We start from the raw sequence: 15,360 nt of genomic DNA, 5'->3' as shown, positions 1-15,360 counted from the left end.
CAAATGGACCAAAATCCCGGGGGCGGCCAAAGGCCGGGGGCTGGCCCCAAACCCCATGTGCCGCCTAAGAAACCGCCCGCGTCACCCAAACACCAACGGTTGCAGAAACACCGGTTAACACCACACCCCATGAAAAATCAGTGGCGACCATCTGCAGTGTCCAGTCTTTCAGCGTCGCAAGATTGGTAAATTCATAGGTACCGTATCCCAACGCCCCAATCAGCGCGGCGTTTGCAAAGACCCAAAGCAAACTCCTATCCTGCATCAGCGCAGGCAAAGACACGAAATAGAGCAATACAGCGATGTAGAACGCATAAAAGGCCAAGGCCGGCACCATGCGAAACCGATCCAGCAACAGCGGATCAATGTAGCGCGAAAAGACGGGTTTGACCAAATAGGTCAGCCCTAGAACGTCCAGGCCCAGAAAAACTACAAAAGTTAGCACGTATAGAATAATCAACGTCATAAGGGCCCTCCTGCCATTTTACAGGCTACAATATGTAGCATGCGCCGAAAAATTCGAATTTTCCGGTCAAAATTTTTCGAAAAAATTTTGTTGCGTACGGATCAGCGCGTTATAGCCGCTGAAACTGGGCTTCCTGGGCGGCGGACCAGCGCACCTTCAGATCAAAACCGTCCTCGGTCTGCTTTTCATCCAAAACAACTTCTTGAGCAAAGAGCCAGGCGCGTTTTTTACCTTCAGCAAACCCAAGCACCAGATCGGCCTCGCGCACCGCCCCTTGCAGGGCTTCGGCAATCACCGACTGGAATTCATCCAGCCCCTCGCCCGTTAGCGACGATATGGCCAAGACGTTCTCATCGCGTGCCGCACGGGCACGCACGGCGTCTGCACGGTCCGGGCTGAGCAGGTCAATCTTGTTCCAGATCTCGAAGCTGCGGGTTTCTTTGGGCACGCCCAATGACGCCAGAATATCGCGCACATTCTGGGCCTGTTCTTCGGTCTCGGCATGGGAGATATCGCGCACGTGGCAGATGATATCGGCGGCCAGTACCTCTTCGAGGGTCGCGCGGAACGCGGCAACCAGTTCGGTCGGTAGGTCAGAGATAAATCCAACCGTGTCGCTTAGAATAATCTCGGGGCCATCGGGCAGCACAAGGCTGCGCATGGTCGGATCAAGCGTGGCAAAAAGCATGTCTTTTGCCATCACATCCGCACCGGTCAACCGGTTGAAAAGTGTCGATTTACCTGCGTTTGTATAGCCAACCAAAGCGACAATAGGGAACGGCACCTTGGCGCGGGCCGACCGGTGCAATGCGCGGGTCTTGACGACTTTGTCCAACTGGCGGCGCAGCCGGACCAACTGTTCATCAATCGCCCGTCTGTCCGATTCAATCTGGGTTTCACCCGGACCGCCGACAAATCCCAATCCGCCACGCTGGCGTTCAAGGTGGGTCCATGCACGCACCAGCCGTGTACGCTGATAGTTCAGCGCGGCCATCTCGACCTGCAGCACGCCCTCGCGGGTGGCGGCGCGGTCGCTGAAAATCTCAAGGATAAGCCCGGTGCGATCCAGCAGCTTCACGCCCCATGCTTTTTCAAGGTTTCGCTGTTGAACCGGCGTTACATGCCCGTCGACCAAGACCAGATCGACCTCGGCGTCCTCCATGCGATGCTTTAACTCTTCAATCTTGCCGGACCCGAACATCATACCTGCGTTCACGGTGCGCAGAATAACGACCTCCTGCCCCACGACTTCCAAATGAGGCAGCGCTTCGGCCAGCGCTACGGCTTCGGCCAGGGCCGGTTCCGCGATTCGGCGGCTGTTGTCTGTTTTGATGTCAGGGTGCAGCACCCAAGCCCGGGTTACCTTCGGGCCTGCCGTGTCGTCGATCTGGAAAGGAGGTCGCGTCAATTCGCGTCTTCACCCTCGTAAAGCGAGATCGGCTGGCTTGGCATTATGGTCGAGATCGCATGTTTATACACAAGCTGCGACTGGCCATCCCTGCGCAAAAGCACACAAAAGTTATCAAACCAGGTGATCACCCCTTGCAGCTTTACCCCGTTGATCAAAAAGATCGTTACCGGCACTTTGGTTTTGCGCACATGGTTCAGGAATGCGTCCTGAAGGTTTTGTCTGTCAGACGCCATATTGGTCTCGCCTTTATTCTTGTTGTTTTTTCGTGCTGATGCTCGCGGACCGAGCTCCGATTTAGAGCGATTATGTCGATGCCTGTCAGGAGTTTCCACCCCAAATGTCACAAGGCACCCTACGGCTGATCGCAATTCGTGTCACGCACGCCACAGGTCCGGGGTCAGCAAGGCGATGATGGCAAGGGTTTCCAGCCGTCCCAGCACCATCGCGCCGATCAGGATTATCTTGGCCGGATCGCCCAATTCGATCAGCGCAATCGGTGCGTCCGCGGCAAATTCGATCAGCGGTCCGGTGGTAGAGAGGCTGGCAACGGACATCACCAGCGCGTCCTCGAAGGGGGCCCCTACAAAGGTCAACAGCAGCGTGACGCCGGCCAAAGACAGCGCGAAGAGCATGAAAAATATCCAGGCGATAAAGGCACCGTTGCTTTGCAGGCGTCTGCCCGTGGTCCCTGCCCCCGATACCGAGTGCGGATGCACCAGCCGTTCCAACTCGCGCGCGCCGTTGCGATAAAGCGCAAAGACCCGCAGCAGCTTGACCCCGCCTGCCGTGGTCGCGACCCCGCCGCCGATCAACGCCAGCCCCATCAGGATCAGCCCCGGTGTTTCCAATCCGGACCAGCTTTGGGCCTCGGCCCAGGACGCGCTGACAAACCCCGTGGTGGTCAGAAAGGATGTGACGGTAAAAACTGCCCCCCAAAGGGCCCTGCCGCTTTCATAGGCTTCGCCGCTGGCAGATACGTCAAAAGCCCCCAGAAAATGCCGCGCAAATAGAATCAAGGGTACACCAATGATCAGCGCCAGCCCCATGCGAAATTCAGGATCGGTGCGTAATCCGCCTTGGGTGGCGGTCACCGTGTCTTTGGAAAAGGTCAGCCGCGACAACGAGAACAGCATGAACAGCATCATCACCGCCTCGGCCCCAAAGCCGACGCCGGTATCATGGGTGCCGCCCAGAGGCGAAATACCGGATGTCGCCATCACCGACATCGCATGGCACAGCGCCACCAGTGATCGGTCGCCATTGGCCAGCAGCAACACCCACAACAACAGGGTCAACGCCAGATAGGTCGGCGTCAGCGCGCCTGCCGCGCGCAACAGACGGCGGCGCGGATTGACCGGCGGGCTAACGGTGGTGCGCCGGTCGTCAGGGTTGCCCGGCTCGGCCTGGGATGTGACCTCGAACCCGCCAAGATGCAGGGGGGCCAAAATCGCTGAGGCCGCGATCCACATCAGCAATCCGCCCATCCACGCGACCTGTGCGCGCCACAGGTGCAATGTGTCGCTAAGCCGTCCGGGATCATCAAACAGGCTGGCCCCTGTCGTGGTGATGGAACTGACCATATCGAAATAGCCGTTCACAAACCGCGTGGTGGGCAATGCCTCGAGAAACGGGATCGCCAGAATTGCAGGTAAGATCACAAAGCTTGAGAACAGCGACAGCAGCGGCCCCAATGATCCATGCTGCGCCTTGCGCCCAGAATGGGTGATTGCAATCATGATGAAAACGATGACACCCAGCAGGCAGGAATAGAAAAACGCCCGCGAGGCCAGCAGATCGTCGGTGACAACAGCAAAGAATGCCGGGACGATCATCGAGGCGCTGAACACGCCGAAAATCAGCAAAAACAGCGGTAGATTATAGATTTCCCGGCGAATATGGCTTTTCCGTCTCATGATGGGGCATCCGCGTATCGCATCAGAAAAAGTCGATCGATACCTGCATCAACTGTTCGACCTGCGGCACATCCTTGGCCAGACAGAAAACAGCGATCACATCGCCCTCGTCAATGCGTGTGCTGCCCAAGGGACGGATCACTTCTTCGCCCTTTTGGACCATACCGACCAACACCCCTTCGGGAAAATCAATATCACTGATGCGCTTGCCGGCCAGCGGCGAAGTGGACAGCACTTCGGCCTCGATCACCTCGGCTTCGGCATCACCGATGGAATAGACCGACCGGACACGGCCATGGCGAATATGGCGCAGGATTGAACTGACCGTGGTGGCGCGTGGGTTGATATAGGCGTCAATGCCAAGGGGCTGCATCAAAGGGGCCAAGGTCGGATCATTGATCAGCGCAATAACAAACGGGCAGCCTTCGGCTTTGGCGCGCACGCAGGCCAGCATATTGGTTTTGTCATCATCGGTGATGGCCATCATGGCATCGGCGCGGCCGATCCCGGCTTCGGCCAACAAGGCCGCATCCAAACCGTCGCCATTCAGAACGATCGTGCGTTCCAAGGCCTCGGCGGCGCGTTCCGCAATGGCGCGGTTCTTCTCGATGATTTTGGTGCGGACGCGCTTTCCCTTGCTTTCCAGATCGCGCGCGACGGCCAGACCGACATTCCCGCCGCCGACCAGAACAACACGCTCCAGCTTGCTGGTTTTCTTGCCAAAAATATCCAAGGTGCGCGGGATATCATCACGGTGGGTAAAAACATAGCAGGCATCACCGGCAAACAGCTGGTCCTTGCTTTCGGGGGCAAACAACGTGCCGTCGCGGCGCACACCGACCACAACGGCGCGCAGGGTGGAGAACAGATCAGACAGCTGGCGCAGCGGCGTGTTGACGACCGGGCATCCCTCTTCGATCTGGATGCCGATCAGATGGGCCTTACCATCCATAAAGGTTTCCGTATCAAACGACGCGGGGGCCGACAGACGTTGCAGGGCGGCGGCCGCGACCTCTTTTTCGGGGCTGATGACCACATCGATGGGCATATGGTCGCGGCGGTAAAGATCGGAATAAATCGCCGTCAGATAGGATTGGCTGCGCAGGCGGGCGATCTTGCGGTTAATACCGAAAACCGAATGGGCCACCTGACAGGTAACCATATTCACCTCGTCCGAATGGGTGGCAGCGATGATCATTTCCGCATCACGCGCGCCTGCACGGTCCAACACATCGGGATAGCTGGCAAAGCCCGCAATACCCTGTACATCCAGCGTATCGGTGGCACGGCGGACCAAATCGGCATTACTGTCGACGATTGTCACGTCGTTGCGTTCGCCCGACAAATGGCGCGCGATTTGCCAGCCGACCTGACCTGCACCGCAAATAATCACTTTCATGAAAGGTTCCTTTGGTGTTGCGCCTGATCATGGGGCAAGGCGGAAACCACCCGCTTGTTTGTTGATTTGAATGACAGATGGCTTTGCAAGGGTCAATTCAAATGTCTACATGGGGCTGAAGGCAAAACAGGGGCTGTGCAATGAAACAAGCGACAAAGACGGCGGCGGTTCTGATCGGCCTTGGGGCCTGCGCACCGCTCAATACCTATTACAAGCCGGGTGCAGATATTACCGCCGTGCAGCGCCAAACCACTGCTTGCGAGGTCGAAGCGCTGGCCAAGGTGCCGGTTTCATCGCAAATCCGCCGCGCGCCGCCCCGCTTTATCCCGCCGCGCGAGATATGCAACAGCGCGGGCCGGTGCCGTGTCATTCCAGGGTATTACGAGCCGGGGGCTATCTATACGGTCGATCCTAATGTTGATCTGCGCGACCGGGTCGAGACCCAATGCATGGCCGATAAGGGGTTCGTTCCTGTTTCAATCCCCTCCTGCCCCAGTAGCGTCGCGGACGCGGCCCCAAAGCGGGCGACAACCACCCTGCCCGCTTTGAATGACCAATCCTGCGTAATCCGTTATGACGACGGCAGTTTTCAGATCGTTACACGGGGTTAATCGGCGACTTCGGCCTCTTCATCGACATGGGCGATACGGGTGCCGGATTTGGCCGATGTCACAACGCCCAAGCTCTTGAGCTTGCGGTGCAAGGCTGACCGCTCCATGCCGACAAAATTGGCGGTGCGGCTGATATTTCCGCCAAAACGGTTGATTTGCGTCAGCAGATATTCGCGCTCGAACGCCTCGCGGGCCTCGCGCAGCGGCAAGGTCGCCAAGGCACCTGACAGCACAACGCGGCCCTCTTGCTCGGCGGTATCATCCTCGCCGGGCAGCTCTCGGGCTTCGATGGGACCAGTGCCATCGCCTAGGATCAGCACCCGCTCCACAAGGTTTTTCAACTGACGCACGTTGCCCGGCCAGACCATAGTTTGCAGCAACGCCACCGCATCGGGCGAAAACTGTCGCAGCGGCAGGCCCTGACTGCTGTTGAAATCGGCGATGAAATGCTCGGCCAGCACCGGAATATCCTCGCGACGGTCCTCGAGCGATGGCACAGAAATCGGAACAACGTTCAGCCGGTGATACAGTTCCTCGCGGAATGTTTCGGCTTTGATTGCGGCATCAAGATCCTTGTTGGTGCTAGACACAACGCGCAAATCGACGCGGACCTTGTCATTGCCGCCAACGCGGGTGAACTGCTGATCCACCAACACCCGCAGGATCTTCGACTGGGTGCCAAGCGGCAGATCCGCGACCTCGTCAAAAAAGATCACGCCGCCATGGGCCTGTTCCAAAAGCCCCGGTTCAATGCCGCGCTCGGCGCTTTCAACACCGAACAACACCTGTTCCATCCGTTCGGGCGCGACGCTGGCACAATTGACGGTGACAAAAGGCGCTGACGCACGGGCGGAGTTGTTGTGGATATAGCGCGCGGCGATTTCCTTGCCCGATCCGGCAGGCCCGCGCAGCATCACGCGGCCATTGGATTTTGTGACCTTGTCCAATTGACCGATCAGCGTTTTGAACGCGGTGGAAGAGCCGATCATTTCGGCATTCACCACATCGCGACGTTTCAGTGACAGGTTCTCGCGGCGCAAACGGGATGTTTCCATCGCGCGGCGGATAACCACCATTAACTGGTCGATATTAAAGGGCTTTTCGATAAAGTCATAGGCACCTTGCTTGATCGCGGCGACGGCAATTTCGATATTGCCATGGCCCGAAATGATCACCACCGGCACATCCGGGTTATCCCGCTTCACGGCCTTGAGGATATCGATCCCGTCCATCTGACTGTCTTTGAGCCAGATGTCCAAGATCATCAGCGCGGGCGGTTCGGCGTTGATCGCGGCCACCGCTTCGTCTGAATTGCCAGCCAGACGGGTGGCAAAACCTTCATCTTCGAGAATATCAGAAATCAGCTCGCGAATATCGCGTTCATCATCCACGATCAGGATATCACTCATCTTGGGTCTCCAATGCGGGTGTCTTTGGTGCGGTGGCCAGAGGCAATGTAATGATTGCCATGGCCCCGAAGTGGGATTGTCCTTTGAACAATGGGGCATTTTCCAACACCAATGTTCCGCCATGCTCTTCGATTATCTTTTTCACTATCGGCAAGCCTAGGCCCGTCCCTTCACTGCGGGTGGTCACATAGGGCTCAAATAGCCGCGCGCGGTCTTCTGGCAAGCCTATTCCATTGTCTGCGATCGAAATTTTTAGGTTGGTATCTTGTACGGACAAGGTGACTTCGATCCGCGGATTAAATCCGTTAGGGGTACCTTTTTTTATCAAGCTTTCAATAGCTTCGCCTGCGTTCTTAATCAAATTCATCAAGGCTTGGGACAGCATGGTTGCGTCGACCTGCGCTATGGCAGGCGCGTCTGGTAACGTCGCGTGAATGGTCACATCGGGCTGGCCGCTTTGTTGCAACACCACTGCGTCCCGGACCAACTGGCAGACATCTTGCGTGGTTGTTTCCGGTTCCGGCATGCGCGCGAATTTTGAAAACTCGTCCACGATGCGGCGTAAATCGCCGGTCTGGCGGATAATCACCCCGGTCATCTGTTCAAGTGCTGCGGCATCATCGGGCAGTTTGCGGGCGAATTTGCGTTGGATACGCTCGGCGCTAAGCTGGATGGGGGTAAGCGGGTTCTTGATCTCGTGGGCGATGCGGCGAGCCACGTCGCCCCATGCCGCCATGCGTTGGGCGCTGACCAGATCGGTGACGTCGTCAAAGGCAACAACATAGCCTTCAAGGCGGCCATTTTCGCTGCGCCTTGTGGCGACGCGCACCAGCAGATTTTCCATCTGGCCCTGACGTGATACCTTGACCTCGCCTTGGGCAACTTCGTCTTGGCCGGACACCACGGTGTTAAACAGCGGCCCGAACTCCGGCACGGCGACAGAAAGCGCGAGCGATTGCTGATCCTCGGTCCAATCCAGCAGCCGCATCGCGGATTTGTTCACAAAGGCCACGCGCCCTTCGGGGTCCAGCCCGACAACCCCGGACGTGACCGAGCTTAGCACGGAATCGAACAGCCTGCGCCGACGTTCAATCTGGCGAGTATTGTCCAGCAGGGCCTCGCGCTGGCCCTTCAATTGCTTGGTCATCTGGTTAAAGTAACGGCCCAACATGGCGATTTCATCGTCGCCGCTTTCCTCGCGCACCTGCACCTCAAGATCACCAGCCCCGACCTGCTGCGCCGCCCCTGTCAACCGCCCCACGGGGCCGGACAGACGTTCGGCGAACCACAGGCCCAGCCACACGGCCGCCAGAATAAGGATCAGCGCGAAACCGACATACAAAAGGCCAAACTCGAATAGCAATTTGCCACGTTCGTTTTCAAGCTGTTGATACAGGCGTACTGTTTCTTTGGTATCGTCCAGCAGGGACAAGATTTCACCATCCACATCGCGGCTGATGTACAGCAAACGGTCCAGATATGAATTCAACGTGACAAGGGCGCGGAATTCGTTGTTCGGCCAATCTTCGATCACCAAGGGCTGGCCGTTGTTTTCCTGCGCGCGTCTGATCTGATCCGAATTTGGTGCTTCGTAGTTAAACAAATACGACCGGTCGCCACGCGCCCGGATCTGCGCCGTGCCGTCGATCAGATACGCCTCGCGCAGGCCGCGCTGAATCTGCAATTGCCCCTCGGCCAGCAGTTGAGAATCGGGCAGCGGCACGCCTTGGGCGCGGGCACGGTCGATGGCCCGGGCCAGCGATATCGCATCTTCGATCAGATCATCGCGCTGCTCGGATTCGTAGGCCTGTGCGGCAGCAAGCGAATTGCCGACAACACTGCGCACGCGGTCCGAAAACCATCCCTCGAGGCCCACATTGATGGTCAAACCGGCAAAAACCGCCACGCTGACCGTTGGGATAAGCGCCATCAGCGCGAACACCCCGGTTAGTCGCAGGTGCAAACGCGACCCTGCGGATTTCGCGCGGCGTGCTGCGATCAATCGGGCAACCTGAATGAAAACAAGGGCTGCCACCAACAAGATATAGACAAGGTCTGTCAGCAGGATCAGCCGCAAACTGGGCGTGTTGCCGCCCTGCCCGAGCGGCCCCAGCACCAGATAGGTGATGATCGCCAGAACAGGCCCCAGGCCCACCAGCCCAAGGGTCGCCAAGTTGCGATATCGCCGAATACGGCGCAGTCGCTCAAGACGTAACAGATAATAACTGCGTGACCGGGTTAGCACCCGCATTCCTCACCGATGATGTGATGCAAAACTGCATCCACTGCCTATTAATGTGGTCCTGATCGGGCTATGAGGCCCGATGGCCACGGTTATGTGGCTCTTTTACATCATCTTGCGACCGCGTGTCACCTCAATATCGAGGTCAGTGATCTTTTTTCTCAAGGTATTGCGGTTGATTCCCAGCAGATCGGCACATTTAGCCTGATTTCCGGCTGTCGCAGCCAGCGCTATTTCAATCAACGGGGCCTCGATTTCACGTAGAATCCGCGCATAAAGGCCCGGAGGCGGCAACATTGACCCGTGTTGATCGAAATACCGGCGCAGATGACGTTCGACAGATGCACCCAGCCTTTCTGTATTGGCTTGTGCCCGCAAAGGTTCGGGGTCGGGCTGCGCTCCCAAGACCTGTTCGGCCTCAATCTGGGTAATCTCCGGCGCGCGGCTGGTGAGCGCCAACTGGCGCATGGCATGTTCCAACTGGCGGACATTGCCGGGCCATTGATAATTGGCAAAGACTTTGGCAGCACCTTCTGACAATGCACGCGGGACGGTATTGCCGCTTTCCGACCGTTCAAGAAAATGGGCGGCAAGCAGGCTGATATCTTCGACCCGGTCACGCAATGCAGGCACGTGCAATGTGGCACCCGACAGGCGGTAATAAAGGTCGCGGCGCAAGGTGCCTGCCTTCATCGCGGCGGCCAGATCCGACTGGCTGGTCGCAAGAAAACGCGGTGCGTGCTCTCCGGGTGTGTCCATCATGCGTGCAATACGAGCTTGAATTTCCTCGGAAAAATCACCGATTTCATCGATCAACAAGGTGCCGCCCCGCACCCGAGCCAACACACGAGCTGGCCCTTCGATGTCTTGTAGATCAGCAGATGTCACTGTGACGAAAGGCAGGTTGCGCCGGTCAGAGAAGTCGTGAATGGCCTTGCCGATCAGAGATTTCCCGGTGCCGGATTCACCCCAAATCAACACCGGCAAATCTGTGTTCATCACCCGCGCCACCACGCGGTAAAGCGATTGCATCACCGGGGTGCGCCCAACGAGCGGTAGATCATCACGATCGCCTGCGTCATTGGCCTGCACGGCGCGCCGTGTTGCCCCGTTACGTTCCAACGCCCGCGCTGTGCGCTTCATCAGGTCAGGCAAATCAAACGGTTTGGGCAGATAATCATAGGCTTCGGCCTCGGCAGCCTTGATCGCGGTCATGATGGTGTTTTGCGCCGAAATAACGATGACCGGCAGGCCGGGGCGATCCTTGGCGATCTTTGGCAACATCTCAAGCCCGTTCCCGTCGGGCATCACCACATCCGAGATAACGACATCGCCTTTACCCTCACCGACCCATCGCATCAATGTGGTCAGGCTCGAGGTCGCATGCACCTTGCACCCAGCCCGGGTCAGGGCCTGCGTCAAAACGGTGCGAATGGTGCGGTCATCATCGGCGACCAGAACTGTGCCATCCATCTTTATGTCTCCTGTTCGGGGGCGAGGGCCGCCAGCATCGCCTTGTCGGCGCGTGGCAATGAAATGCGAAATACGGTTTTGCCGGGCGCAGAATTGACCGAAATCCAGCCGCCGTGGTCCGAAATAATCTTGCTGACCAGCGCCAGCCCCAGCCCGGTGCCGTTTTCACGGCCAGACACAAAGGGTTCGAACACGTCATCCTGAATGGATTGTGGCAACCCCGGGCCGTCATCGATCACCTCGATCTGCAAGGGTAACGATTGCCCGCTGCCATCCGCGCGGCGCATCCGAAAGGAATGCTCATAAAAGCTGTGCAGCCGAATGGTGCCGCCGGTCTCTCCTGCGGCTTCGGAGGCATTTTTCACAAGGTTCAGAACGACTTGGAGCAGTTGATCTTTATCCCCTGCGGCCAGTGGCAAGGACGGGTCATAGTCTTCGACGATAGTCATGCGCGCACCAAAACCCAATAGCGCCGACCGGCGGGCGCGGTCCAGTACGTCATGTAGGTTCACGGCCCCCAGTTCGGGTGGCATCAGATTGCCAAACTGTTCGACCTGTTCCAGCAGCTTTACGATCCGGCGCGATTCCGCGACGATCAAATCGGTCAGCTCAAGGTCTTCTGCGTTCAGGTTCATGCTGAGCAATTGCGCGGCACCGGTGATCCCGGCCAGCGGGTTCTTGATCTCGTGGGCCAGCATTTCAGCCATGCCAATTGCGGATTTTGCTGCGGATTTCACCTGATTATTATGGCTCATCCGCCCTACAAATTCGCGCGGGGTGATCATTAGCAACATGTGACATGGCATGCCGTTCAGCGGTGCCAGATGCAGATCGGACAGCGCCGGCGGGCGTTGGCCACTACCCACATCAACGTCATTCACAAACAGCGGCGTGTCATGCTTGCGCGCCCGGGCAAAGGCTTCTTCCAGCGGGGCGTTCACCGCAATCAGATCCCAGACAGGCACGTCTTTTGCCGATTTGGCCGAGGTGTTCAGGAACCCTTCGGCGGCAGAGTTCAGATCGACGATTGTATCATCCGGACCGATCAACACGGCGGGCACCGGCAGCGAGTTAAATACTGCATCGATCTTCATCATGCTGCTGCCTTTGCAGGGTGCGCGACCATGGCGTCATCAATCAGACGGTGCACAGTTTGCGGTTCGGGTGCTGTCAGAATGGCGCGGCGCAGATCGGTCGGGGTGGCGCAGGTGTCCATGTACCAGCCCAGATGTTTACGTGCGGCACGCAGCCCAATGGTGGTACCGTAAAAGCGGATGATCTCTTCGTAGTGATCGGCGACCATGCGGGTGAAATCCGCGCCCTGCGGCAACAGCGGTGCCGGCGTGCCATACATCTGATGCGCGATTTGCGCCAAGAGCCATGGCTGCCCTTGCGATCCGCGTCCGACCATCACGCCATCTGCGCCGGATTGCTTCAGGGCCGTCCGCGCGGTGTCACTGTCGATGATGTCGCCGTTTGCGATCACCGGAATTGATACGGCGTCTTTCACCTTGGCGATGGCGGCCCAATCGGCGGAACCTTTGTAGAATTGGCAGCGCGTGCGCCCGTGGATTGTGATCATGGTGATGCCCGCGTTTTCTGCCGCTGCCGCGATGTGCGGTGCGTTCAGCATCGCGTCATCCCAGCCGAGGCGGGTTTTCAATGTCACCGGTACCGATACGGCATTCACCACCGCCTCGATCAACGTCAGGGCATAATCGGGCGTGCGCATCAGGGCGGAACCGGAATAGCCTTGGGTGACCTTTTTGGCGGGGCAGCCCATGTTGATATCAATCACCCGAGCGCCTTGCGCTTCGACCATGCGGGCGGCCTCGGCCAGCGGCGCGGCTTCGCGACCGGCAAGCTGCACGGCGGTGCCTTCGATGCCCAGACCCAGCTCGGCTTTCTCGCGGGTGCCGGGGCGGGCGTTAATCATATCTTCCGATGCTACCATTTCAGATACCACCAGCCCTGCCCCAAAGGACGCGACCAGATTTCTGTAGGGCAGATCCGTGATCCCGGCCATAGGGGCGAGTAATACAGGCGGGTTCAGGGAAAATGGCAAATCGGTAAGACCCAAATGATTAATCCTTGTGCATTTCCATTCGGTGTAGCGACAGCCTTTGCTGAACTCAAGAAACGCTCAGGCTTTATGGCAGATATATGCGTATCGCTGCCTAATTTTTAAGCAGATACGCCAAGAGATTGCACCGCAGTCCTGCTTTGCCTAAAACCACGTTAAGACTTCAAGGGGCCGCCGATGTCATCACCGCCAAGAATTGCCGCCATTATCGTCGCCGCAGGTCGTGGCACGCGTGTGGGTGGTACTGTGCCTAAGCAGTGGCAGGCGCTGTGCGGCAAGCGCGTGATCGACCACACGGTGGCCGCGTTTCTGAACCACGACAGGATAGACTCTATTGTGGTTGTTCTGAACGACAGCGACATGGATCAGGCCGACGGGTTCCGCGCCAGCGGTTGTTTGATCGCCACGGGTGGTGCCGACCGCGCCGCGTCGGTACGCAATGGTCTGGCGTTGGTCGATGGGTCCGATCAGGTGCTGATTCATGACGCGGCCCGTCCTTGCGTTTCCCGTGCCGTGATTGATGGCGTGCTGGATGCCTTGGTCGATGGCCCCGCCGCCGCGCCGGGATTGCCGATTACCGATGCGCTGTGGCTGGGCGAAGATGGCGAGGTTGCGGGCACACAAGACCGCACAGCGCTTTATGCGGCCCAAACACCGCAAGGCTTTGACACCGCCGCCATTCGCGCCGCCCATGCCGCGTTCGAAGGCACAGCGGCCGATGATGTCGAAGTGGCCCGCGCCGCCGGATTGCCCGTTGCCATCACCCCCGGCAGCGCCGATAACCTGAAAATAACCATGCCCGGTGATTTGACCAGGGCGGCGCGCATATTGGAGAGCCAGATGGACATTCGCACCGGCAACGGCTTTGACGTACATGCCTTTGGTCCCGGCGATCATGTGATGCTATGTGGCGTGAAAATTGATCATAATCAGGGGCTTGTGGGCCATTCTGATGCTGACGTTGGCATGCACACGGTGACCGATGCGATCTATGGCGCGCTTGCCATGGGTGATATCGGCCAGCATTTCCCGCCCTCTGATCCGCAATGGAAGGGCGCTGCCAGCCATGTCTTTTTGACCCATGCCGCCGATCTGGCCCGATCCCACGGGTTTACCCTGACCCATGTCGATTGCACGTTGATCTGCGAACATCCCAAGGTCGGCCCACATGCCGCTGCGATGCGCGACGTTATGGCGATGTATCTGGGAATCGATGCGGATCGCGTGTCGGTCAAGGCGACCACATCGGAACGTCTGGGATTTACCGGTCGGGGCGAAGGTATCGCCTGTTTGGCCACAGCAACATTGGTGAAACTATGAAACTTGCAAAGCTGATAGCGACTGTTTTGGGCGTCGGATATATCCGCCCTGCCCCCGGCACATGGGGGTCGCTGGTCGCCCTGCCGTGGGGCTGGTTGTTGCATGTCATCGGAGGTTTCCCATTGCTGGTGATCGGCATCATCGTGGCCTTTGCCGCCGGTTGGTGGGCGACTTCGAAAATGACCGAAGGCAGCGATGACCACGACCCGTCCGAGATTGTGATAGACGAGGTCGCAGGCCAGTGGATCGCGCTTTTACCGCTCAGCTATGCGGCGTGGTCAATGGGCTTGAACATCCTTGTGATGTGGCCGGGCTGGATCGCCGCATTCGTACTGTTCCGTCTGTTCGACATCTGGAAGCCGCTGCTGGTGGGTTGGGCCGACCGGCGCGGGGATGCGCTTGGCGTGATGCTGGATGATGTGATTGCCGGTATCTTTGCGCTGATCTGCGTGATTGCCTTGGCGGGACTTTATCATGGGGTTCTCTGACGCGGCTGTATTGCTGGAGCGTGCGATCGCACGCGGCGTCATGATCACCTGTGCCGAAAGCTGCACAGGCGGCATGGTCGCGGCGGCCCTAACCGATTTGGCCGGATCATCTACAATGTTTGATCGTGGATTTGTGACATATACCAATGACGCAAAAATCGATCTGCTGGGCGTTTCGCCGGAAACCTTGGATCAATTCGGTGCTGTTTCTGAGCAGGCCGCGCGGGAAATGGCGCGCGGCGCGCTTGCCCATTCAAAGGCGGATATCGCGGTGTCGATCACGGGGATCGCAGGCCCTGGCGGATCAGAGCATAAGCCCGAGGGGCGCGTGTGCTTTGCCCTTGCCAAGGCGGATCAAGTCAAGGCCCATACCGTCGAATTCGGCCCCCTGGGGCGCGGCAACGTCCGCTTGGCAGCGCGCGATCATGCGCTGACGCTTCTTTTGGATGCAGTTTCAAACTGACTATAATTTAGTCACGCATGACCATATGCCGCCTATAATTAAGGCATTTACATAAACGCATCATTAAATGGCGGCTTTGCCT

At 58.1% G+C, this 15,360-nt stretch carries 14 protein-coding genes; 4 read left to right on the top strand and 10 right to left on the bottom strand.

Annotation, left to right across the window (positions count from 1 at the left end):
• Window positions 1–64 precede the first annotated feature (64 nt).
• The 5 genes from BM347_RS03605 to trkA form a co-directional block, all read right to left on the bottom strand.
• Complete coding sequence (locus tag BM347_RS03605) at window positions 65–466, bottom strand: DUF2177 family protein (RefSeq protein ID WP_093915015.1); 402 nt, start codon at window positions 464–466, stop codon at window positions 65–67.
• 109 nt (window positions 467–575) lie between these two features.
• Window positions 576–1,874, bottom strand: a complete 1,299-nt coding sequence (gene hflX, locus BM347_RS03600) for a GTPase HflX (protein ID WP_245764171.1) — start codon at window positions 1,872–1,874, stop codon at window positions 576–578.
• Window positions 1,871–2,110 carry an RNA chaperone Hfq gene (gene hfq, locus BM347_RS03595; protein WP_093915014.1) on the bottom strand — a complete coding sequence of 80 codons (240 nt, stop codon included), beginning with the start codon at window positions 2,108–2,110 and terminating at the stop codon, window positions 1,871–1,873. Before hfq ends, hflX begins: the two co-directional genes overlap by 4 nt.
• Window positions 2,111–2,251: 141 nt before the next feature.
• On the bottom strand, window positions 2,252–3,790 hold the full coding sequence (locus tag BM347_RS03590) for a TrkH family potassium uptake protein (protein ID WP_093915013.1): 1,539 nt from the start codon (window positions 3,788–3,790) through the stop codon (window positions 2,252–2,254).
• A 22-nt stretch (window positions 3,791–3,812) separates the two neighbouring features.
• Window positions 3,813–5,189: a Trk system potassium transporter TrkA gene (trkA, locus tag BM347_RS03585; protein ID WP_093915012.1), complete on the bottom strand. Its 1,377-nt coding sequence runs from the start codon at window positions 5,187–5,189 to the stop codon at window positions 3,813–3,815.
• Window positions 5,190–5,329: 140 nt separating this feature from the next.
• On the opposite strand from trkA, the gene BM347_RS03580 reads away from it, so the two are divergent.
• Window positions 5,330–5,800 (top strand): hypothetical protein, encoded by a 471-nt coding sequence (locus tag BM347_RS03580; protein WP_093915011.1) that lies wholly within the window; start codon window positions 5,330–5,332, stop codon window positions 5,798–5,800.
• Here the strand turns inward: BM347_RS03580 and ntrX are convergent.
• From ntrX to dusB, 5 genes are all read right to left on the bottom strand, one after another.
• Window positions 5,797–7,209 (bottom strand): nitrogen assimilation response regulator NtrX, encoded by a 1,413-nt coding sequence (gene ntrX / locus BM347_RS03575; RefSeq protein ID WP_093915010.1) that lies wholly within the window; start codon window positions 7,207–7,209, stop codon window positions 5,797–5,799. The two genes, BM347_RS03580 and ntrX, sit on opposite strands and share 4 nt — an antisense overlap.
• On the bottom strand, window positions 7,202–9,460 hold the full coding sequence (locus tag BM347_RS03570; protein WP_093915009.1) for a sensor histidine kinase NtrY-like: 2,259 nt from the start codon (window positions 9,458–9,460) through the stop codon (window positions 7,202–7,204). The genes ntrX and BM347_RS03570 overlap by 8 nt, the downstream gene beginning before the upstream one ends.
• Window positions 9,461–9,556: 96 nt before the next feature.
• A complete protein-coding gene (locus tag BM347_RS03565) occupies window positions 9,557–10,924 on the bottom strand; it encodes a response regulator (RefSeq protein ID WP_093915008.1) in 1,368 nt (455 codons plus the stop codon).
• Between the two features lie 2 nt (window positions 10,925–10,926).
• Entirely contained in the window at window positions 10,927–12,018 is a 1,092-nt protein-coding gene (locus tag BM347_RS03560) for a two-component system sensor histidine kinase NtrB (RefSeq protein WP_093915407.1), read from the bottom strand.
• A complete protein-coding gene (dusB, locus tag BM347_RS03555) occupies window positions 12,018–13,004 on the bottom strand; it encodes a tRNA dihydrouridine synthase DusB (RefSeq protein ID WP_093915007.1) in 987 nt (328 codons plus the stop codon). Before dusB ends, BM347_RS03560 begins: the two co-directional genes overlap by 1 nt.
• A gap of 180 nt (window positions 13,005–13,184) precedes the next feature.
• Here dusB and BM347_RS03550 point away from each other — a divergent pair, with 180 nt between their 5' ends.
• From BM347_RS03550 to BM347_RS03540, 3 genes are read left to right on the top strand one after another with little or no spacing between them, the layout of a single operon-like run.
• Window positions 13,185–14,327 (top strand): bifunctional 2-C-methyl-D-erythritol 4-phosphate cytidylyltransferase/2-C-methyl-D-erythritol 2,4-cyclodiphosphate synthase, encoded by a 1,143-nt coding sequence (locus BM347_RS03550; RefSeq protein WP_093915006.1) that lies wholly within the window; start codon window positions 13,185–13,187, stop codon window positions 14,325–14,327.
• Complete coding sequence (locus BM347_RS03545) at window positions 14,324–14,815, top strand: phosphatidylglycerophosphatase A family protein (RefSeq protein ID WP_093915005.1); 492 nt, start codon at window positions 14,324–14,326, stop codon at window positions 14,813–14,815. Before BM347_RS03550 ends, BM347_RS03545 begins: the two co-directional genes overlap by 4 nt.
• Complete coding sequence (locus tag BM347_RS03540) at window positions 14,802–15,278, top strand: CinA family protein (RefSeq protein WP_093915004.1); 477 nt, start codon at window positions 14,802–14,804, stop codon at window positions 15,276–15,278. Before BM347_RS03545 ends, BM347_RS03540 begins: the two co-directional genes overlap by 14 nt.
• Window positions 15,279–15,360: the final 82 nt, after the last annotated feature.

This window comes from Sulfitobacter marinus (genome assembly GCF_900116285.1).
Classification (GTDB): Bacteria; Pseudomonadota; Alphaproteobacteria; order Rhodobacterales; family Rhodobacteraceae; genus Sulfitobacter; species Sulfitobacter marinus.
Note: the sequence above shows the minus strand (reverse complement) of the source record. Positions and strands in the feature narration are given on the sequence as shown.

Excerpts from the sequence above, each read along its gene's own strand:
- hfq (WP_093915014.1), bottom strand. The coding sequence starts at position 2,110 with ATGGCGTCTGACAGACAAAACCTTCAGGACGCATTCCTGAACCATGTG.
- BM347_RS03580 (WP_093915011.1), top strand. The coding sequence starts at position 5,330 with ATGAAACAAGCGACAAAGACGGCGGCGGTTCTGATCGGCCTTGGGGCC.
- BM347_RS03560 (WP_093915407.1), bottom strand. The coding sequence starts at position 12,018 with ATGAAGATCGATGCAGTATTTAACTCGCTGCCGGTGCCCGCCGTGTTG.
- BM347_RS03605 (WP_093915015.1), bottom strand. The coding sequence starts at position 466 with ATGACGTTGATTATTCTATACGTGCTAACTTTTGTAGTTTTTCTGGGC.
- BM347_RS03590 (WP_093915013.1), bottom strand. The coding sequence starts at position 3,790 with ATGAGACGGAAAAGCCATATTCGCCGGGAAATCTATAATCTACCGCTG.
- BM347_RS03545 (WP_093915005.1), top strand. The coding sequence starts at position 14,324 with ATGAAACTTGCAAAGCTGATAGCGACTGTTTTGGGCGTCGGATATATC.
- trkA (WP_093915012.1), bottom strand. The coding sequence starts at position 5,189 with ATGAAAGTGATTATTTGCGGTGCAGGTCAGGTCGGCTGGCAAATCGCG.
- BM347_RS03550 (WP_093915006.1), top strand. The coding sequence starts at position 13,185 with ATGTCATCACCGCCAAGAATTGCCGCCATTATCGTCGCCGCAGGTCGT.
- BM347_RS03565 (WP_093915008.1), bottom strand. The coding sequence starts at position 10,924 with ATGGATGGCACAGTTCTGGTCGCCGATGATGACCGCACCATTCGCACC.
- BM347_RS03570 (WP_093915009.1), bottom strand. The coding sequence starts at position 9,460 with ATGCGGGTGCTAACCCGGTCACGCAGTTATTATCTGTTACGTCTTGAG.
- ntrX (WP_093915010.1), bottom strand. The coding sequence starts at position 7,209 with ATGAGTGATATCCTGATCGTGGATGATGAACGCGATATTCGCGAGCTG.
- BM347_RS03540 (WP_093915004.1), top strand. The coding sequence starts at position 14,802 with ATGGGGTTCTCTGACGCGGCTGTATTGCTGGAGCGTGCGATCGCACGC.